Source organism: Xanthomonas sp. LMG 12461, from assembly GCF_009192935.1.
GTDB classification, from domain to species: domain Bacteria; phylum Pseudomonadota; class Gammaproteobacteria; order Xanthomonadales; family Xanthomonadaceae; genus Xanthomonas_A; species Xanthomonas_A sontii.
Window position 1 is genome coordinate 36246 of sequence record NZ_NQYT01000020.1, and the last position, 19644, is coordinate 55889.

A 19644-nucleotide genomic window follows, 5' to 3' on the forward strand; every position below is an offset into this window, starting at 1 on the left:
TTGTGCAGTGCAGCGATGTCGCGTTCGATTCAAATCTATTGCCGCCGTTGTGGCTGTCAATGATTCAATTTTAAATTTTTCAATCCTGCAACGCAGGTCTCATCATGACAGCGCATGACGCTCAATCGGCGTCGGCGGCAGCGGGATTTATAACCAATTTCCGACAATCACCGCAGACGATGCGCAAATCGCAGAAAATTTCCCCATACTTATTTTCCGCAATGCGCACGGACGTTCCGTGCATAGAAATCCGCCGGTCACGCTTCCTGTCCAAATAATCGTCCAGTGCAAAATGTTCCACGCCGCGGCATCCGCGAGCAGAGCCTCAAAGCATCCGGTCGGCCGCGGCCACCGCATCGGCGATCAAGCCGTTGCAGCGGCGCGCATGCGTGAAGGTCATGCCATGGGAGGCGCCGGCGAGTACCTCATGGCGCACCTGCGGCAGCCAGGCCGCCAGGGCGGCGGCGTTGTCGCGGTACTGGGCCGGACTGCGTTCGCCGGCGACCAGCAACACCGGCATCGCCAGGGTGGCGGCCTGCTCGGGCCGGTACGCCGGCAGTGCATCGGCGATCTGCGGCACCAGGGTCTGCGCGTTGTCGCGCACCATCTGCCGGAAGCTCGCGCTGCTGCGCGCCCAGGCCCCGGGCTGGCTGACCGAATCGACGAAGCACTCCAGGCCCGCCTCGATCTGGCCGCCCTGCAGCAGCGCGATCGCCTGTGCGCGGACCGCCTGCACCTCGGGCGGCAGTCCCTGCGGCTGCGGACCGCCTGGATCGAACAGGGTCAGGCTGGCGATGGCGTCCGGCCGCAGCAATGCCGCCTGCCAGGCCACGGCGGCTCCGCGGGAATGCCCGACCAGGTGCACTGGCCGCGCTTCCTCGGCGAGGAAGGCGGCGAGCTGCTGCGCATGCCAGCGCCAGCCGAACGCATGCCGCGACGCCGACGGCAGTCGCGGGTAATACTGGCCCAGGCTCAGTGCACTGAGCTGGAAGCGGTCGGCCAGGCCGCGCAGCTGCGGTGCCCAGTAGCGGTAGTCGCACAGGGCCCCGTGCACCAGCAGCACCGGCGCGCCCTCGCCCACCCGCAGATAGGCCAGCGCATCGTCCGCGCCGAGCCGGCGGACGGTCGGCTTGGGCAGGGGCCTGCGCGAACTGCTCGTCGCGATCATGCGTGCGACACCGCGACTACCGCCAGCCACGCCGACAGCCAGCGGCCAACAACGCCATCGCCGCGCGAGCAACACGCCGTTTCTTGCGTCGAAAGGGAAGTGGGGAAGCGCTCGGCATCCCGATACGATAGCCGTATCGCCCCGGTGCGGCGACACTGCAGCGATGGGCGGCACAGCATCGCGCTGGCCGCGCGGCACATGCGCCGGAACGGCGGCGGCAGCCTCCCACCCACAAGGCTGCCAGAGCACACTCCCGCATGAGGGCTTGTGCGACGCAGGGTCGCGCTGTGTCGCACCCTGCATGCATCAGGCAATGACACCTCCAGAATGTGGCGCGTCCGCGGCGCGACGATGGCGAGGCGATGACCTTGATCTCACCGCAAGGGTGCTCCGCGCTTGCCACCATCGCACCGCGGACGCCGCTGCCTCCGCTTCAGGCGCATCACCCGCGCCGAGACGGTCGAACCCGGCCTGGCCTTTCCCCCGATCAGCCAGGCCGCCGGGACGCAGAGGCGGCAGCCGCCCCTGTGTCCCTCGCCACTCCGTCAGTCGACGAAGCTCAGCACCAGCGCGCGCACCTGCTGCACCGACACGCCCGCCTGCTGTTTCAGCGCGCCGAGCGCGTAGGCGCTGAGCGTTTCGCGGTCCATGCGTGCGGCCGAACGCGGCGCCACCACGTGGAGCGTGCCGTCTTCCAGCAGGGACAGGCGCAGCGTAGCGTTCTCGTCCGCATCGACGGCCACACTGGTCTGGGCGCTGGCGCGAACGTTCTGCTGCAGGTTCGGCGCGGTCGGCGCGCTGCCGTCCAGCGGGTGCAGCGCCAGGCTGCTGCCCAGGTCTTCCACCCGCAGGCGGCCAAGCGCACGGCCTTCGCCGTCGAACACCGTCAGCACCGCCACTTCAGGCTGCGCCAGGGTCTCGCCACCGGTAGCGAGGCTCACGCCGGCACCGTTGCGCAGCACCTGCTCCATCGCCACATCGCCCGGGGCACCGCCGCGCTGGCCGGCACCCTGGCTTGCGGCGCCAGCACCGCCCTGGGCATCGGCGACGTTGCCTGCGCCGTTGCCACCGGCATTGGCGCCCGCCGAGCCGGTGGCACCGTCGGCCGCGGTGGTCCCGGTGCCCGTGCCGATCGCAGCGCCGGCAGTGCCGCCGGCACCGCCCGAACCACCGACGCTACCCCCAAGGCCGCTACCGCTGCCACCGGCGCCGCCACCCGATACCGTGCTGCCGGCGCCGGTCGGATCGAGCGAGGTTCCACCCAGCCGCGGTTGCGCCGATGCGCCGAGTTCCCCCATCGCGCCGGCCGCTGCCGAAATCGCGCCCGCCGCCGTCAACGAATTGCCGTCGGCGGTGCCGCCCGGCTGCGTGCCGTTGCCCCCCATGCTCGGCTGCGAGACCGCGTCCACCGCGTTGCGGCCCGGCAGGTCCTCGATGCCGGCGACGGTCTGCTGACGCGCGTCGGTCAGGCGGTAGTTGCCCGCGTCGGCACCGCTCAGGGCCAGTGCGATCTGCACCGTCTTGCCCGCCGCGGCCGAGGCATTGTCGTACTGACCCCGACCCTGCAGCGCGACCTCGTCGCCAGCGACCACGCCACGCAGCGGCGGCAGTACCAGCACCGCGTCGCTGCCGCCGTCGAAGCGCTTGTCCAGCACGGCCACATTGCCGACGGTCAGTGCCTTCGCCGCCACGTCGCCGCGCGACTGCAGGCTGGTGTTGACCAGGCGATAGTTGCCGGCATCGCCACCGCGCAGGTCCGCGGTCACGTCCACGCGCTTGCCGGTGCCGGCGTTCTTGGTGTCGTAAAGGCCCTGCAAGATCAACGCCACGTCGTCCCCACCGACCGTGCCGACCAGGCCGCTGCTACCGACGGTGGCGGTCCGGTTGCCGTCGTACACCTTGGTGGTCACGCTCAGCGTGCCGGCGTCGATCGTCTTGGGCGTGATGTCGCCGCTGGACTGCAGGCGAGTCGCGAGCAACTGGTAGTTGCCGGCGTCGCCACCGCGCAAGCCCGCCGTCACGTCCACCCGCTTGCCCGTGCCGGCGTTCTTGTCGTCGTACTGGCCCTGCAGGACCAGTGCCACGTCGTCCCCGCTCAGCGTGCCGACCGGGTCGTTGCTGCCGACGTTGGCGGTGCGGTTGCCGTCGTACACCTTGGCCGTCACGCTCAGCGTGCCGGCGTCGATCGTCTTGGGCGTGATCGAGGCGGTACTGCCGCGCGGCGTCGAGGTGGCCACGTCCATGACGTAGTTGTCGGCATCGGTGCCGCCGAGTTGTGCGGCGACCACGACGCTCTTGTTGTCGCCGACGTTCTTGTCGACGAACGCGGCCTGGGTGGCGACGGACACATCGTCGCCGACGACGGCATTGCCGAGCGTGGCGTTGCGCACCTGCGCGCCGATCCCGCCGTCGTACACCTTGCCGGCGATGTCGACCGCCACCGTCAGCGTGCGCTTGGCGATGTCGGCATAGGCCGTGCTGTCGACCAGGTAGTTGCCTGCATCGTTGCCGCCGAGCGCGATGCCGGACACGGTGACCTGCTTGTTGACGCCGGCGCGCTTGTCGGCGAACACCGCGCCGGATGCACCGGCGAAGCGCACGTCGTCGCCGCTCACCACGCCGCTCAGGGCCGCCGACCCCAGGCTGGCGGTGGTGGTGCCGTCGTAGACCTTGCCCTGGATCGAGCCGGCCCCCAGCTGCAGCGTCTTCTGGCCGATCGTACCGATGTTGGCACTGGCGCTGGTGCTGGCCAGACCGTAACCGTACACGCGCACCGCGCCGTTGCCGGCGTGGTCCACGCTCAGGCCGTCGACGGTGACCGCCTTGCCGTGGCCGACGTTCTTGCTGTCGTAGTGCGCGGTGGTGCCGGTGACGACGACCGTATCGCCGTCGATCGCACCGCTGCTGGCCGTGTAGCCGATCCCGCCCAGTGCGGCAGCGGCATTGCCGTCATAGGTCTTGCTGGCTGCGCCGGTCAGGGCGACGGCAACGGTCGGGGCGACGCGGTAAAGGAAACCGCTGCCCGCATCCAGCACGGTGCTGCCGGTGCCGGCGTTGTACTGCTTGAACTGCGGCGCCAGACCGCCGCGGGTGTCATTGAGCGGCGAGGTGGAATACACCAGCCAGCGGCCGTTGCCGGTGCTCACCGCGCTGCTGCCTGCCTGATTGATGAAGTTGCGGCCGGCCGCCAGCAGCACGCCGGTCTGTCGCTGCGCGGCATTGCCCGCGCTCACCGCCTGTTGCAGCGTCAGGTCCGCGCTGGCGCCGGTCAGGCGCACGTCCACCGCGCCGGTGGAGGCGATGCCGGCGAGGCCATCGACACTGCCGACCAGCAGGCTGCCGTTGTTGCGGAAAGTCAGGTCGCCGCTCTGCGCCGCGATCGCGTTCACCAGGGTACTGGCGGAGGTCAGCGACACCGGGCCGCTGGAGCGCAGCGCCAGTGCCGCGGCGGTCAACGCGCCGCTGCCCTGGATGCCGGTGCCGGCCACGTCGTTGAGCGACAGCGTCTGCGCGGCGCTGATGCCGTGGTTCAGGGTCAGGCCGCCCTGCGCGGCGCTGAGATAGAGGCTGCCGCCGCTCACGCCGACATCGCCGGTCTGCTGCAAACGACGCGCCTGCACCTGCATGCGGTTGCCAACGGCGACGTTGAACGCCCCCATCGTCACGTCATTGCCCGACGCATCCACACGCAACGTGCTCACGCCGTTGAAGCGCGACAGCATGCTGCCGCTCAGGACAGTGCTGCTGCCGCCGAACGCGAACGGGTTGCCGCCGGACAGGGCGAAGGCCACGGTAGCTGCCGTCTGATTGCTCAGCGTGGTGCTGGCCGCATCGAAACCGGTGCCGGCAGTGGCGGCGAGGGTGGCGGCGCTGTTGTTGAAGTTGATCGCGCTGTTCAGGCCCAAAGTTCCTGTCGCGTTCAACCCCACCGTCCCGGTGGTGCCGGCGCGCACATTCAAGCCGGTCAGCGTGTCGGCGAGACCCAGGCCCCAAGTGGCGCTGGAACTGGCGATCTGGGTGGCGCCGCCCACGTCCAGCGCCAGCGTGGTGAAGTTGAAGGTACTGTCGCTGAGGGTGGCGCCAGCGCCGGCGGTGACCGCCAGTTTGGCCGCAGATACGCCGCCGTTGACTCCCAAGACGCGTTGGCCGCTCTTCAGGCTCACGGTGCTGGCGCCAGTGACGATGTCGCTGTCGAACACCAGGTCGCCGCCGTCGCTGCGGCCCACTTCCAGCGTGGCCGCGTTGACCTGGCCGATCGTCGCGTTGCTGAGCCCGGTACCCAGATGCAGGGCGTTGGCCGCGGTCATCTGCCGGATCGTGACCTTGCCGTTGCCGCCGTTGGCGGTGACATGCTGGCTGAGGTTGATGGTGTCGCCGGTCAGGATCACGTCGCCGGTGCTGTTGCTGAGGCTGCCGGCGGTGATGTCGAGAGTCTTGTCGAGCAGTTCGAAGCTGCCGCTGGCGTTGAAGTTGTAGTTGCCGGAGACGCTGATGGTGCCGGTGCCATCGGCGCGGCCGATGGTCAGGTTGCGGATGCCCGGCAGCTTGTTCAGCGTCGCCGCCGAAGCGAAGCCGTTGGCGTCGCCCAGCACCATGTTGACCGAAGGGTCGTACGGCTCCAAGCGCATCGACGCGGTGCTGAGGTTGTTGAGGGTCGACGAGCCCCAGTCGATCTTGTTGGCGCGCAGCACCAGCACGCCACTGCCGGTATCGAGATTGACCGGTACGTTGCCGAACACGATGTTGCCGCTGGTGTAGATGCTGGCGCCGCCCTTCATGGTGAAGGCGGTATCGATGTTGAAGTCCCCACTGGCGTCGATCAGGCCGTTGAGGATTTTTTCGCCGCTCGTGTAGCTGCCATCGGCCTTGAACAGCACGCGCCCGGCGCCGAGGGTCATGTTGGAGTTCAGCGTCACCGCGCCCTGCCCGGTGGACAGGTACACGTTGCCGCCATTGCTGAAGATCGGCGAGTTCAGGGTCAGGTCGCCGCCGCCCATGTTGTCCGAGTCGCCCCAGATGCGCACGTAGCCGCCATTGGTGGTCAGCGCGCCGCTGACCGAGATGCCGTCGGCGCCGTACAGGGTGATCGAGCCGGCGCCCGGGGTACCGTTGCCGTTCTGGGTGACGTCGTGGGTCGGCAGCGTGCCGGGATTGGTGCCGGGGCCATGTGCGATCAGGTTGCCGATGCTGCTCAGGAAGCCGGTGTTGGTGCGCCCGCTCTGCATGTAGATGCTGCCGGTCCCGAACACTTCCACCGTATTGGTCGGATTGGCGAAGCTGATGGTGCCGTTGGTGTTCTCCAGACGCAGGCTGACATTGTTGGCCATGCTCAGGCGGCCGTTGCCGCCGTTCAGCGACAGGTCGCCGAAGGTGATGCCATTGTCGGCCACCAGCATCACGTTGGCGTTCTGCGCCTGCAGGTCCCGCACGTATACCGTGCTTCCGCCCAGGGAACCGATGCCGGTGCCGCCACCTTGGATGCTGATGGTGTCCGGGTCCAGCAGCAGGTCGCCCATCGCGCCGTTGGCCGCGCTGGCATCGGTGCGGCCGCTGTAGGCGAGTTGCTGCTTGCCGGAGACTTCGGCGCGGCCGCCGTTGCCGCCTTGCGCGCCACCGCGCACGGCGATGCTGCCGGCGAACCGGGTGTCGCCGTCGGACCAGACCACCGCTTCGCCGCCGTTGCCGCTGCTGCCGGCGCTGGCGTCGAGCGCGACGCTGGCATCGGCCTCCACGTGGGTGGCGTTACGCAACGCCGGATCGTGCCCCTGCCAACCGCCGCCGACGTGGATGGCGCCACCGCCGGTCGCGCCGCTGGCGTCCAGGCGCGCGCCGCCGTCCAGGCGTAGCTGCTGGCCGAGCACGTCGATGCGGCCGCCCTGGCCGGTCGCCGAACTGGCGTCGAGGCGGCCGCTGACGTGGACCTGGCCGGCGTCGCCGCCGTCGAGCAGGATGCGACCGCCATGCGCGCCCAGCGAGGTCGCTTCGACCACGCCATCCATGTTGATGACGCTGGAGCGCAGCGCGCTGGCGCCGGCGGCGCTGAGCACCACGTTGTTGCCGCGGATGGTGCCGCTCTGCGCCAGTTCCGCCTTCAGCGCGTCCTGGGCGACCGCCAGCGACAGCAGGCCGTCGCTGCCGAAGTCCACCGCAACGCGATCGCCTGCGGCCAGGCCGACCTGGCCCGCCGCGATGCTGCCGGTGTTGCTCACCGCCGGCGCCAGCAATGCCACCACGCCGCCGTTGGCGCGGATCGCGCCCTCGTTGCGCACCGCGCCGGCCGCGCCGCTGGCGACGAAGCGCGCGTGTCCGCCCAGGAAGTCGCTGTCGCTGATGCCAAGCGAGCTGACCAGCAGCCCGCCCACGTCCACCTGCGCGCCCTTGCCGAAGTACACGCCGTTGGGATTGACCAGCCAGACCTGGCCGTTGCCGCTCAGTTCGCCCAGCACCTGGCTGGGCGTACCACCGAGCACGCGGTTCAGCGCGATGGCGGTGCTGTCGGGCTGCTCGAAGCGCACGCTGGCCTGGTTGCCGATGTCGAAGCTGTTCCAGTTCAGGATCAGCCGCTGGCTGTCCTGATGCACGGTCAGGTTGGCGCCGTGCTGGTCCAGGTGCGCATTGCCGGCGGCGATCTGCGCGCCGTCGGGCAATGCGCCAGGATCCACGGCATAGGCCGACAGCGGCACGCTGCCGATGGCGATCGCGGCGGCGGCAGCGCGCACCACGGTGCCGCTGCGCTTGCCGCGGCAGCGGGAAATTTCGGCGGCGACCACGTAGGCGCCACGCAGTTCGTCCCAGATCAAACGGTAGATGTGATTCATGCGAATCGTCCTCAGAAGGCGTGGAGTGGCGGCGTCAGAAGCGCAGGCTTGCCTGCAGCCACAGGTAGTGGTCGTCGCGCAGGCCGTCGGCGTTCAGGCCGGCGGCGCTGCGGCCGGGGTTGTCGCCCAGCCGGTGCGCCCAGGCACCGCGCAGCGACCAGCGCTCGCCTTGCAGGTTCAGGCCGATACCAGCGCTGGACAGGTCGTACGCATTGCCCGACCACGGCATCACCGACCCTGCCCACGGATCGATGTGCTGGCGCACGTGGCCGTGATCGGCGAACAACAGCGCCTGCGCACGCACGTGCCTGGCGACGAGAAAATCGCGGCGCAGCTCGGCATTGACCAGCCAGCCGTTGTCGCCGCTGCCTTCGCCGACCGCATGCCCGCGCACCCCGGACGGGCCGCCGAGCAGGAACTTCTCCGACGAATCCAGGTTCTTGCTGGCGAACTGGCCATTGGCACCCACGTACAGGCCCCAGTTGCTCAAGCCGCCCAGGCTCTGATTGCGCTCCACGCGCCAGACCAGCTTGTTGTAGCTGCCGCGGGTGCGCGCGCTCAGCCCGTCGGCGATGCGGTCGGCCGCGTTGTCCAACTCCACACGGCCGGCGACCCAGCCCAGGCTGGCGCCGAAGTAACCGCCGCCCCACCAACCGTCCCAGGCGTTGCCGCTGAGCATGGTGGTGAGCCGGTCCAGATTGCGCTCGCGCAGGACCTGGCCCAGCGCCTTGTCGACCAGCTCGCGACGCTCGGCGTCCATGCTGATCCACAGGCTGCGCTTGCGCGTGCGCAACAGCGGATAGCTGAGGCCGGCGCTGACGGTACGCGCGCTGCCGCGCAGGTCCAGCGGCTTGAACTCGGCGCCAACCGCGTAGTGCATCGACGAGGCGGCGACGTTGGCGCGCAGACCCGACGGGGTCAGGCCGATGGCGTAGTTCAGACCCAGCAGATCACTGCCGCTGCTGTGGCTGAGGTTCACGCCGAGCAGGTCCTCGTGCTCGAACGGCCGATTCACCGCGCCCCAGGCGCTGCTGCGCCACGCGCCGGTGTAGCGGTTGGCGAAGTTGTCCACGCTCGCGCCGCCGATCCACGCCGGCGCACTATCGGCACGGATCAGCAGGCGGCTGCTGCCGGGCTCGGCGCCCTTTTCCAGCGTCGCACGCGCGCTCACGCCTGGCACGTCGTTGATCAACAGCAGCGCGCGCTCCAACTGGTCGTTGCGCACCGGCCCTTCGGGCAAGGCCGCATCGGCGATGCCGGTCGCGCGGGCGCGCAGCGCGGCATCGTCGGACAGCACCTGCACGCGGCCGGGCGCGTTCTGCAGACGCCCGATCATGATCGCGATCTCCAGCTCGCCGTTGCTCAGGTCCTGCCGCGGCAGATAGGCGCGCGCCAGCAGATAACCCTGCGCCTGCAGCGCGGCACTGACCCGCTGCGCCAGCGCCTGCAACTGCGCGTGGGTCAGCGACTTGCCCAGCGCATCGGCAACCACCGCCTGCAGCGCCTGCGTGTCGATCGCGCCCTCGGCTCCGCTGAAGCGGACGCGGTCGATGCGTGCGCTGAAGCCGCCATCCGGCGCATCGGGCAACGGCGCCTGCAGCAACGCGGCCGCATCGTCGGCCGGCGGCTGCAACCGTTCCTGGCGCTGCTGCTGGTTGAGCAGCGAACCCGCGTCCGGCGGCGCCGTCTGCGCAAGAGCCAAATTGACAGCGAGTGGCAACGAGCCGAGGCCAAGAAGCTTGGCCAGCCGCGTGGTATTCATGCAATGTCCCCGTGTGGTGCGCAGAACGCGCCCTTGTTGATCGGCGCCATTCTGGAGATCACGAGGGTGTGAAAACTTACGAGTTCTGACACGCCCGCGTAACGTCAGAAGACCGCATACGCATCCCGCTCGCGCCGCAGAATTGCAGGCTTTTTCGGCGGATTTTTGGCGCACTCAAACGGTCGGCGCCCGGCACGTCACCCTCATCGGCGGCGGAATTCTGACGCGCATCGCCGGCGCCACAGCGTGCGCGCACTCGATTGCGCAAGATCGCCATCGCACGCTCGCCTTACGGTGTGGCGCAGTCACTCCACGCGCACGGGCTCGGTCGTCAGGTAGCCGCGCGCGTGCTCGGTGCGGATCGGCAGTTCTTGGCGGCAGGCGTCGCGGCAGCGCCGACGCAGCCGGCTGATCAAGGTGTCGAGGCGACGCTGGTCGAAGGACATCCAGTCCCAGCCCAGCGCCTCGGCCACCTCGCGGCGGCCGGCCATCTCGCCGGCGCGCACGGCCAGCACCCGCAACAGCGCGAACTCGCGCGCGCTCAGTTCCAGACGCGCATCCTCCGGCGTGTACAGGCAGCATTCGCTGGCGACCAGACGCCAGCCGCGCGGCAGCCGCCGCAACAGCGCACGCACGTGCGCCGCCAGTTCCGCCAGGCGCACCGGCTTGACCAGATAGTGGTCGGCCCCGTTCTCCAGGCCATGGATGCGGTCCTCGCTGGCACCGCGTGCGGTCAACATGATGATGCCGACGCCCGGGGAGGCGCTGCGCAGGCGCTCCACGATCTCCAGGCCATCGGCATCGGGGAGCCCGCGATCGAGGATCACCACGTCGAAGCGCAGCCCGGCACTTGCGGCGAAGAAGGCCGCGGCCGAGCCAGCGGATACCACGCGGTGTCCGGCGCCGACCAGATAACTCTGCAGTTCCTCGCACAGATCCACTTCGTCTTCGAGCAGACCGATCAATGCCATGTCAGCGTGCCTCCCCGGCGCGGCGGCGGCGCGCGACGCCATGCCGTGCGCCGCATGTGCGGTGCGTGCGCATGCTCACCACCCCTCCGCGGCGACGGCCTGGGGCAGGCGCAGGCTGAAGGTCGCGCCGCGGCCGTCGCTGTCCAGGGTCAATTCGCCGCCCAATCGCAGGGCGATGCGCTTGACCAGGTACAGCCCCAGCCCCGCGCCGGCAGTCCCGCCGCTGCCGCTGCCGCGCGCGAACTTGCGGAAGATCCCGGTGTGCTCGTGCTGCGGAATGCCGGGACCCTGATCGGCGACGCCGAGGATCAGGGTCTGCGCCTGCGCCGTGGCCGTCAGCCGTACCGGTTGTCCCGGCCCGGAGTACTTCAGGGCGTTGCCCAACAGATTGTCCAGGGCGATCCGCAGCAGGCCGCGGTCGCAATCCACCCGCAGCGGCGCCTGCGCCAGTTCGACCCGCACGCGCTCGCGTGACGGATCGAGCGCGTCCAGCACCTCGTCGATGAGCGCGGGCAACGCAAACACCTCGCGCTTGAGCGCGCCTTCGTCCGAGAGCACCTGTTCATCGTCGAGGAAACGTTCGATCAACTCGGACATGCGCTCCACCGATCGCTGGATCTTCTCGATGCGGCGGCGTCCTGCCGGCTGCAGCGCGGTCTCCGTGTCCTGCAGCATCTGGCCGCTGGCATGGATGATCGACAAGGGCGTGCGGAACTCGTGCGACAGCAACGTCACGAATTCGCGCTGCTCCTCGCGCAGCCGCTGCTCGGCGACCAGTGCCTGCCGCAATTGCGTCTTGCTCTCGCGCAGGCGCTGCTCGGTGGCCTGGCGCTGCACGATTTCCTCGGCCAGTTCGCGGGTGCGTTCGCGCACCTTGTGCTCCAGCGATGCCTCGGACTGCTGCGAGAGTTCCAGCGCCAGGGCCAATGCATCTTGGCGCTGCTTCTCCAGCGCGTAGAAGCGTTGCGCGAAACTGAAGGTCAGCAACAGCAGGTGCAGGGTCAGACCCACCGCCAGCGGCGCGCCATTGCGCAGCCACGGCGTGTTCGGCAGCAGGCCAAGGTTGATCAGGAAGCCGCGGAAGAATGCGATGTACAGCACCAGGAACGCCACCAGGTACAGCTTGGCCATGGCCTGGCCGCGCCAGCTCAGGTAAGCCGCCACCAGCAGCAGCAACGGTACGCTGACCAGGCTCAGCCCCTGCACGAACGGCATCACCGTGCCGAACCTGCCAAGCAGGAATCCGCTGCAGGCGACGCCGATCACCAGCCACACGAAGGTTTCGTAGGCGCGCGACAGCCGCGGGAAATGCGTGTGCAAAGCCATCAACCGCACGCTGAAGGACACGGCGATGGCCACGCTGAGCGCCAGCACCACGCCGAGTACGGTGTCGCCGCCATCGTGCGTGTCCAGACGAAAGAACGGGCCGACCAGGCCCCGGGTCTTGTACACGCTGTAGCCGCTGGTGGCGATGTAGGCGACATACCAGCGCACCGGCCCCACGCCGCTGCGTCGCCAGATGAAGGTGCCGGCCATGCACAGCGCGAGGATGAAGCCCAGGAAGATGCTGTCCTGGCTGGCGGACAAGGCCTCGTGGGCGAGCAGCGCCTGCGGCTCCCACAGCTTCAGCGCCACCGTCATCGCGTTGCGCTCGGTCAGGCGCAGGTAGACCTCCGGATAGCGTCCATCCGGCGCTTCCAACTGGAACACCGGCGTCCGCAGCAGGTAGGGGTACTCGCGCTGCGACACGTCCTCGCCGCGGCGCAGTTCGCGGAAGCCACCGCCCGGCTGCGGCACGTATAGGCGCACGGTATCGGCCAGCGGCGCGTCCACCTGCAACATCAGCACCCGAGGCAGGCTGGTCATGCGATCCAGGCGCAGCCGCAGCCAGACCGCATCAGGGATGTAGCCGAGACTGAACTCCGGCGACGTCGGCTGCAGGTCGCCGCGCGCCGCCACCGCGTGCACGTCGAGCGTGCCGGCACGATCGCGCAGCATCTGTACGTGCCCGTCCAGGGCAATGGAGCGGCGGCCCTGCTCGGAGACCGACTGGATCCCGCCGCACCCGCCAAGCAACAGGACGATCAGGAGCAACAGGGGCGTGAGCGTCGAGCGGCGGCGCATGAAGAACCCGGCGTTGTATCCGAACGTGTGCGTATGCAGGTGGCGGGCGTCACTGAAAGCACTGCGAGCGGCATCCCCATGCCGGCCCTGTGGCGGACACTACCCTGGCCGCTTCGAAATTCTACACAGGGAGACATGTAATGTGAAATTCATCAACCTATGACGTTGCGCAACACCTCGTTCCGTGCGTTCCGACGCACGTCCCGTCTCCGAACACGCACGCACCCATGCCACGTACCGCAGCCAGTACCACGCCTGGCGCCCTGCTCGGACACCGCGCAGACGGCTCCAGCAGAGCACGCCGCGTACCATGCTTCTGGGAGCGGACGGGACGCTGACCAAGCGCTGGGACAAGGTCGGGGTCGCGCGGGCATGACGCATCGGCGCCACAGCGCCCGGCAGCGAGCAACGCATGCGTTCGCACGGTCGCAGGACGGCGGAAGCGAAAGAGGAGAGAGGAGCCTGCGCAGATGGCGGACAGGACGCGGGCGATGCCAGACAGGATTGGCATGCACGGCGTGGGATGGCGCGCCCGGAGGGATTCGAACCCCCGACCAATGGCTTCGGAAGCCACTACTCTATCCGGCTGAGCTACGGGCGCAACGGACGCGCATTCTAACGGCATTCGTGGTCCGCGTCTCCCCCATTCGCACGGCCCGGCGACGTCGCGCGCGCCGTGGGCATGCGGCCGCCGCCGTCCGCTCACCGGCACCGTGCGTCGACATGCGGCGCGGCGGCCACCTCGCCGTGGACGCCTGGCGCCCGTCCGCGTCCTGCGGCGCTCGGCCAACCAACGCAGGACACGGCGCATCCACCTCCGCGACGCGCCGCCGGCACCACGCGGCTGCTACCCTTACGCGATGGGTTACGAACGCTACGAAACGCCTGCCGCGCTGCCGCCGCGCGCGCGCCTGGGCCAGTATTGGAAACTGCTGCGCGGCGACCGGCCGATCGGCGTGCTGCTGCTGCTGTGGCCGACCTGGTGGGCGCTGTGGCTGGCCGCCGATGGGATACCGCCGCTGTGGACCTTGTTCGTGTTCACCGCCGGGGTGTGGCTGACCCGCTCGGCCGGCTGCGTGATCAACGACTACGCCGACCGCTGGCTGGACCCGCAGGTCGAGCGCACCCGCAGCCGGCCGCTGGCCACCGGCGCGGTCAGCGGCCGCGAAGCGCTGGCGGTGTTCGCGGTGCTGATGCTGGTGGCGTTCGCGCTGGTGCTGACCATGAACGCGCTGACCATCGGCCTGAGCGTGGTCGGGCTGTTCCTGGCCGCCAGCTATCCCTACCTGAAGCGCTACACCTACCTGCCGCAGGTCTACCTGGGCATGGCCTTCGGCTGGGGCATTCCGATGGCCTTCGCCGCGGTGCGCGGCGAGGTGCCGGCGCTGGGCTGGCTGCTGTACGCGGTCAATATCCTGTGGGCCACCGCCTACGACACCTGGTATGCGATGGTCGATCGCGAGGACGACCTGCGCGCCGGCTCCAAGTCCACCGCCATCCTGTTCGGCGAACTCGACCTGGTCATCCAGGGCGTGCTGTACGCGCTGATGTTCGTCGCTCTCGCCTTCGTCGGGCATCGCGCGGACCTGGGCGTGTGGTACTGGGCCGGGCTGGGCGTGGCGGCGTTGCTGGTCGTCGTCGAATTCCGCATGGCCCGGCACCGCGAACGCGCTGCGTGCTTCCGCGCCTTCCTGCACAACAACTGGGTCGGCCTGGCGATCTTCGCCGGCATTGCCGCGGCGCTGGCACTGCGCGCCGGCTGACACCGACGCGGTTCGGCAGCCCGCTTCGGCGGCGCGCAACAAAACCCTGGCCACAGGCCACGCGATAGGCACGGGTCCGCCATGCGGTGCAGGCACAGCCGGTGCAGCGCTCACGGCACCCGCGCCACCACCCAGGCATCGACCCGTTCGACGCCGGCACGGCGCAGTGCCTTTGCCGCGGCGTGGAGGGTCGCGCCGGTGGTCATCACGTCGTCGATCAGCGCCACGTGCGCCGGCAACGCCGCCGAATCCGGCACCGCGAACGCACCACGCAGGTTGTGCCGGCGTGCGCGCGCATCCAGTTCGGATTGCGCCGCGGTCGCCCGCACCCGCTGCAGGTCCAGGCACAGCGGCAGCTCCAGCGCGCGCGCCAGTGGCCGCGCCAGTTCCAGCGCCTGGTCGTAACCGCGCTGGCGCAGCCGGGCCGGATGCAGCGGCACCGGCAGCAGCGCCTGCGGCCGCGGCAAGGCCGCGCAGCGTGCCTGCAGCAGCGCGGCGAGCAGGCGCCCGGCGGCCAGGTCCTGATGGAACTTGAAGCGGCGCAACAGGCCATCGACCGGCGCGGCGTACACGCAGGCGCTGGCCACCCGCTCCAGCAACGGCGGCCGGCGTTGGCACGCGCCGCAGACCTGCTCGGCATCCAGCGCCGGCAACGGCAGCGCGCAGCGGCAGCAGGCCGCCGCATTCCAGGGCACGCCGTCTCGACAGGCGGCACACAGGTCCAGGCCCGGCGCGCCGGGCTCCCCGCACACCAGGCAGCGTTCCGGCAGCAGGCGGCGCTGCAACCAGCGCCAACCGCCGTCAACCAAACCAGTCATTGTGAAGTTGACAGGACGTTGCATGCTTACCAGACTGCCCGCTTTCCCAGCCGCTGACCGTCAGGAAACCCCCATGTCCGCTGTCGTCCGACACGACTGGCAACGCCAGGAATTGCTCGCCCTGTTCGACCTGCCGTTCCCGGAACTGCTGCACCGCGCCGCCGCCGTGCATCGCGAACACTTCGATCCGGCGCAGGTGCAGGTGTCCACGCTGCTGTCGGTGAAGACCGGCGGCTGCCCGGAAGACTGCGCGTACTGCCCGCAGGCGCAGCGCTATGCCACCGGCGTGGAGGCGCAGAAGCTGATGAGCACCGAGGCGGTGCTGGACAAGGCGCGCCAGGCCAAGGCCGCCGGCGCGTCGCGGTTCTGCATGGGCGCGGCCTGGCGCTCGCCCAAGGACCGCGATATCCCGAAGGTGGCGGAGATGATCCGCGAGGTGAAGGCGCTGGGCCTGGAGACCTGCGCCACCCTGGGCATGCTCGACGGCACCCAGGCGCAGGCGCTGAAGGCGGCCGGGCTGGACTACTACAACCACAATCTGGACACCGCGCCGGATTTCTACGACTCGATCATCCACACCCGCCAGTACCAGGACCGCCTGGACACCCTGACCCACGTGCGCGACGCCGGCCTGAAGACCTGCTGCGGCGGCATCGTCGGCATGGGCGAGTCGCGCGACCAGCGCGCCGGCCTGCTGCAGGCGCTGGCCAACCTGCCGGTGCATCCGGACTCGGTGCCGATCAACCGCCTGGTGAAGGTCGCCGGCACCCCGCTGCACGGCACGGTCGAGCTGGACCCGTTCGAGTTCGTGCGCACGATCGCCGTCGCCCGCATCGCGATGCCGCGGGCGATGGTGCGGCTGTCGGCCGGGCGCGAGAGCATGAGCGACGAACTGCAGGCGCTGTGCTTCTGCGCCGGCGCCAACTCGATCTTCTACGGTGAGAAACTGCTGACCACCGGCAACCCGGACACCGAGCGTGACCAGGCGCTGTTCGCGCGGCTGGGGCTGCGGCCGATGCAGGTGATGGTGGATGCCGACGCGCACGACCATCCCGGCACCGTGCACGCGGACATCACCGCCCAGCCCACACCGGCGATCGCCGCCGCGCTGGTCTGAGCCTGGGGCGTCCGTCCGCCGATCCGGCCGTCCATCGCCGGCGGCGCCCGGCCCGGCCGGGGACGCGCTACGCTAGCCCGCCAGATGCCCGTCCCGCGCCCATGGCCCGTCCCGACCTGCACGACCGCATCCAGTCCGCGCGCGCCCTACGCGAAGCGCAGGGGCGCCTGCGCGTGCGCCGCAGCGTCGGCCGCCGCGACGGCGTGCGCCTGGAAGTGGACGGCCGCTGGCTGACCGGCTTCTGCAGCAACGACTACCTGGGCCTGGCGCAGCAGTTCGAAGTGGTCGCCGCCCTGCAGGACGCGGCCGCGCGCGAGGGCGCCGGCGCCACCGCCTCGCACCTGGTGTGCGGCCACCACGCGCTGCACGAGGCGCTGGAACGCGAGATCGCCGACTGGCTCGGCTATCCGCAGGCGCTGCTGTTCGGCAGCGGCTTCATCGCCAACCTGGCGGTGCAGCAGGCGCTGCTGAGCGAGGAAGAGGACGTGTGCGTGCAGGACCGGCTCAACCACGCCAGCCTGCTCGACGCCAGCCGCCTGGCCGGCTGCCGCCTGCGTCGCTATCCGCATCTGGATGCCGAAGGCGCGATGCGCCAGCTCAAGCACGCCGCCGACGGGGCGGCGATGCTGGCCACCGATGGCGTGTTCAGCATGGACGGCGACGTCGCCCCGCTGCGCTCGCTGGCGCTGGTGGCGCGCACCCAACAGGCGCTGTTGTACGTGGACGACGCGCACGGCGTCGGCGTGGTCGGCCCGCAGGGGCGCGGCAGCGTCGCCGAGGCCGGGCTGGGTGTCGACGACGTTCCGCTGCAACTGGTGACCCTGGGCAAGGCACTGGGCGGCTACGGCGCCGCAGTGGTCGGCGATACCACGCTGATCCGGCATCTGGCCGAAACCGCGCGGCCGTATCTGTACACCACCGCGCTGCCGCCGGCGCAGGCCGCGGCCTCGCTGGCGGCGGTCAAGCTGGCGCGGCGCGACCAGTGGCGGCGCGAGCGGCTGGTCGAGCTGATCGCCCTGTTCCGCGGCGGCGCCCGCCGTCATGGCCTGGAGCTGATGGCCTCGGACACGCCGATCCAGCCGCTGCTGTGCGGCGAGGAGCGCACCGCACTGGCGTGGTCGGCGGCGCTGGAACAGGCCGGCTACCTGGTCTCGGCGATCCGCCCGCCGACCGTGCCGGAGGGCAAGTCGCGGCTGCGCGTGACCCTGTCGGCGCTGCACACGCCGGCGCAGGTGCAGGCGCTGCTGGATGCCCTGGCGCTGGCCCGCGATCGCGTGGCCGCGCACCCGCCCGGCGTGCCGGCGTGAGCGCGACCGGCCTCGCCGCGCGACGCGCGGTGTGGGACGCGCTGGCCACGCTGTACCTGGACACCGCGGTCGACGCACACCATCCGCAGATCGCCGCCGTGCTCGCCGCCTCGCCGTTCGCCACCGACACGCTGTGGCAGATGCTGCGCGAGGACGTGCATCCGCGGCTGGCGCCGAACCTGCTGACGCCGGCTGGCGCCTGGCAGGGCATCGACGGCGACTGGCTGAGCGCGGCGATCCAGCAGCGCCGCGGTGCGCATCGCGTGTCCGCCTGGCGCACCCGCGACTATCCGCGCCAACAGTGGCGCCTGCTGCTGCCGCAGGTGCTGGCGCAGCGCGCGGCACACTGACGCGACGGCCGACGCTGCCTTTCCTGTTCCTTCGCAACGACGGACGACGATGCATATCGACACCCTGGGGCAGGGCCCCGATCTGGTCCTGCTGCACGGCTGGGCGTTGAACGGCGGCATCTTCGCGCCCTTGGTCGAGCGCCTGTCGGCGCAGTATCGCCTGCACCTGGTGGACCTGCCCGGGCACGGCCACAGCCGCGGCGCTGACACGCCGCTGGCATTGCCGCACGTGGTCAGCGCGATCGCCGCGGCCACGCCGCCGGCCCTGTGGCTGGGCTGGTCGCTGGGCGGGCTGTTCGCGCTGCACGCCGCCGCCACGCAACCGCAGGTGCGCGGGCTGGCGATGCTCGCGGCGACGCCGCGCTTCGTACGCGGCAGCGACTGGCCGCACGCGGTGGAGCCGCAGGTGTTCGAACAGTTCGGCCGCGATCTGGCCGAGGACTATCGCGGCACCCTTGAGCGCTTCCTGGCACTGGATACGCTCGGCTCGGCGCACGCGCGCGCCGAACTGCGCACCCTGCGCGAAGCGCTCGACGCCCGCGGCGCGCCCGACCCGCACGTGCTGCAGGACGGGCTGACCCTGCTGGAACGTACCGATCTGCGCCGCGCCCTGCCCGGCCTGCGCGTGCCCAGCCTGTGGATCGGCGGCCAGCGCGACCGCCTGGTCCCGCCCGCAGGCATGGAGGCCGCCGCTGCGCTGGCGCCGAACGCGCGCGCGCTGATCGTCGCCGGCGGCGGCCACGCCCCGTTCCTCGGCCATGCCGATACCGTGGCCGAAGCACTTCGCGGACTCCTGGCAACGCTGGACTAGCGGCGTCGCGCCGCGCGTTCCACGGTGCTGTCGTAGCAGTGGCTTCAGCCGCGACACGCCTGTTGCGTCGGGTCGCGGCTGAAGCCGCTCTACAAGCGCTTGCGTCGAGCCCGGCGGGTGCACTGTGGGAGGGACTTCAGTCCCGACGCATTGCGTCATCGGAAAGCGCACACCGTCTCGCGCGTCGCACGCTGCATCACAGTTGACTCCCACAAGGCATCACGCGACACGCAACGAAGTCAGAAAGACGCAAGCGGCTCCGCCGTGGGACTCAACTGTCGTGCCGCCGCGACAAGCGAAGCCGGAAGCCGACCGACACCCTCCGTCGTCGGGACTGAAGTCCCTCCCACAAGGACGCCCGGCTCATCCCTGTGGGAGCTACTTCAGTCGCGACGCATGGCAGTCGAGCGCAGCGCAGCGACGTCGCACCAACACGTGTCTTGCCTGCTCGATCGTCTTGCAGTCGCAATGTGACGAAGCCCAAAGCCGGCCGACACCCTCCGGCGTAGGGACTGAAGTCCCTCCCACAAGGATGCCGGCCACCCCTGTGGGAGCGACTTCAGTCGCGACGCATGGCAGCAAAACGCTGCGCAGCGAAGCCGCTCCTGCACCTGCCGTGCGTACTCAATGTCCTC

Annotated in this window: 11 protein-coding genes and 1 tRNA gene; 5 read left to right on the forward strand and 7 right to left on the reverse strand. The window is 70.1% G+C overall.

All coding sequences use genetic code 11. The annotated features are described in order from the left end of the window. Window positions 1-325: 325 nt before the first annotated feature. From CEK68_RS05655 to CEK68_RS05680, 6 genes are all read right to left on the reverse strand, one after another. Window positions 326-1168: an alpha/beta fold hydrolase gene (locus tag CEK68_RS05655; RefSeq protein WP_152238804.1), complete on the reverse strand. Its 843-nt coding sequence runs from the start codon at window positions 1166-1168 to the stop codon at window positions 326-328. A 545-nt stretch (window positions 1169-1713) separates the two neighbouring features. Beyond that, window positions 1714-7986 (reverse strand): YDG domain-containing protein, encoded by a 6273-nt coding sequence (locus CEK68_RS05660; RefSeq protein WP_152238805.1) that lies wholly within the window; start codon window positions 7984-7986, stop codon window positions 1714-1716. A gap of 34 nt (window positions 7987-8020) precedes the next feature. Beyond that, window positions 8021-9688, reverse strand: coding sequence for a ShlB/FhaC/HecB family hemolysin secretion/activation protein (locus tag CEK68_RS05665; protein WP_152237317.1), 1668 nt, complete (start codon window positions 9686-9688; stop codon window positions 8021-8023). Between the two features lie 365 nt (window positions 9689-10053). Further along, the gene (locus CEK68_RS05670; RefSeq protein ID WP_226977772.1) at window positions 10054-10719 is read right to left on the reverse strand and encodes a response regulator transcription factor; all 666 of its coding nucleotides are present in this window, start codon (window positions 10717-10719) and stop codon (window positions 10054-10056) included. Between the two features lie 75 nt (window positions 10720-10794). Beyond that, window positions 10795-12813: a sensor histidine kinase gene (locus tag CEK68_RS05675; RefSeq protein ID WP_226977773.1), complete on the reverse strand. Its 2019-nt coding sequence runs from the start codon at window positions 12811-12813 to the stop codon at window positions 10795-10797. 554 nt (window positions 12814-13367) lie between these two features. Next, window positions 13368-13444 (reverse strand) — tRNA-Arg (locus CEK68_RS05680). A 259-nt stretch (window positions 13445-13703) separates the two neighbouring features. Between CEK68_RS05680 and ubiA the strand changes: the two genes are divergently transcribed. After that, on the forward strand, window positions 13704-14606 hold the full coding sequence (gene ubiA, locus CEK68_RS05685; RefSeq protein WP_017909533.1) for a 4-hydroxybenzoate octaprenyltransferase: 903 nt from the start codon (window positions 13704-13706) through the stop codon (window positions 14604-14606). A gap of 110 nt (window positions 14607-14716) precedes the next feature. Here the strand turns inward: ubiA and CEK68_RS05690 are convergent, their stop codons facing one another. Then, entirely contained in the window at window positions 14717-15424 is a 708-nt protein-coding gene (locus CEK68_RS05690; RefSeq protein WP_152237309.1) for a ComF family protein, read from the reverse strand. A gap of 73 nt (window positions 15425-15497) precedes the next feature. On the opposite strand from CEK68_RS05690, the gene bioB reads away from it, so the two are divergent. The 4 genes from bioB to bioH all read left to right on the forward strand — a co-directional run bounded on the left by bioB (window position 15498) and on the right by bioH (window position 19009). Then, on the forward strand, window positions 15498-16541 hold the full coding sequence (gene bioB / locus CEK68_RS05695; RefSeq protein WP_152238807.1) for a biotin synthase BioB: 1044 nt from the start codon (window positions 15498-15500) through the stop codon (window positions 16539-16541). Between the two features lie 101 nt (window positions 16542-16642). Then, on the forward strand, window positions 16643-17848 hold the full coding sequence (gene bioF, locus CEK68_RS05700; protein ID WP_017909536.1) for an 8-amino-7-oxononanoate synthase: 1206 nt from the start codon (window positions 16643-16645) through the stop codon (window positions 17846-17848). Then, a complete protein-coding gene (locus CEK68_RS05705; RefSeq protein WP_152238808.1) occupies window positions 17845-18198 on the forward strand; it encodes a hypothetical protein in 354 nt (117 codons plus the stop codon). The genes bioF and CEK68_RS05705 overlap by 4 nt, the downstream gene beginning before the upstream one ends. A gap of 49 nt (window positions 18199-18247) precedes the next feature. Next, a complete protein-coding gene (bioH, locus tag CEK68_RS05710) occupies window positions 18248-19009 on the forward strand; it encodes a pimeloyl-ACP methyl ester esterase BioH (protein ID WP_152238809.1) in 762 nt (253 codons plus the stop codon). The last annotated feature ends 635 nt before the right edge of the window (window positions 19010-19644 follow it).

Bases quoted from the DNA above. Each gene is read 5' to 3' on its own strand.
- CEK68_RS05655 (WP_152238804.1), bottom strand. From the start codon at position 1,168: ATGATCGCGACGAGCAGTTCGCGCAGGCCCCTGCCCAAGCCGACCGTC.
- ubiA (WP_017909533.1), top strand. From the start codon at position 13,704: ATGGGTTACGAACGCTACGAAACGCCTGCCGCGCTGCCGCCGCGCGCG.
- CEK68_RS05690 (WP_152237309.1), bottom strand. From the start codon at position 15,424: ATGACTGGTTTGGTTGACGGCGGTTGGCGCTGGTTGCAGCGCCGCCTG.
- bioF (WP_017909536.1), top strand. From the start codon at position 16,643: ATGGCCCGTCCCGACCTGCACGACCGCATCCAGTCCGCGCGCGCCCTA.
- CEK68_RS05660 (WP_152238805.1), bottom strand. From the start codon at position 7,986: ATGAATCACATCTACCGTTTGATCTGGGACGAACTGCGTGGCGCCTAC.
- bioB (WP_152238807.1), top strand. From the start codon at position 15,498: ATGTCCGCTGTCGTCCGACACGACTGGCAACGCCAGGAATTGCTCGCC.
- CEK68_RS05670 (WP_226977772.1), bottom strand. From the start codon at position 10,719: ATGGCATTGATCGGTCTGCTCGAAGACGAAGTGGATCTGTGCGAGGAA.
- bioH (WP_152238809.1), top strand. From the start codon at position 18,248: ATGCATATCGACACCCTGGGGCAGGGCCCCGATCTGGTCCTGCTGCAC.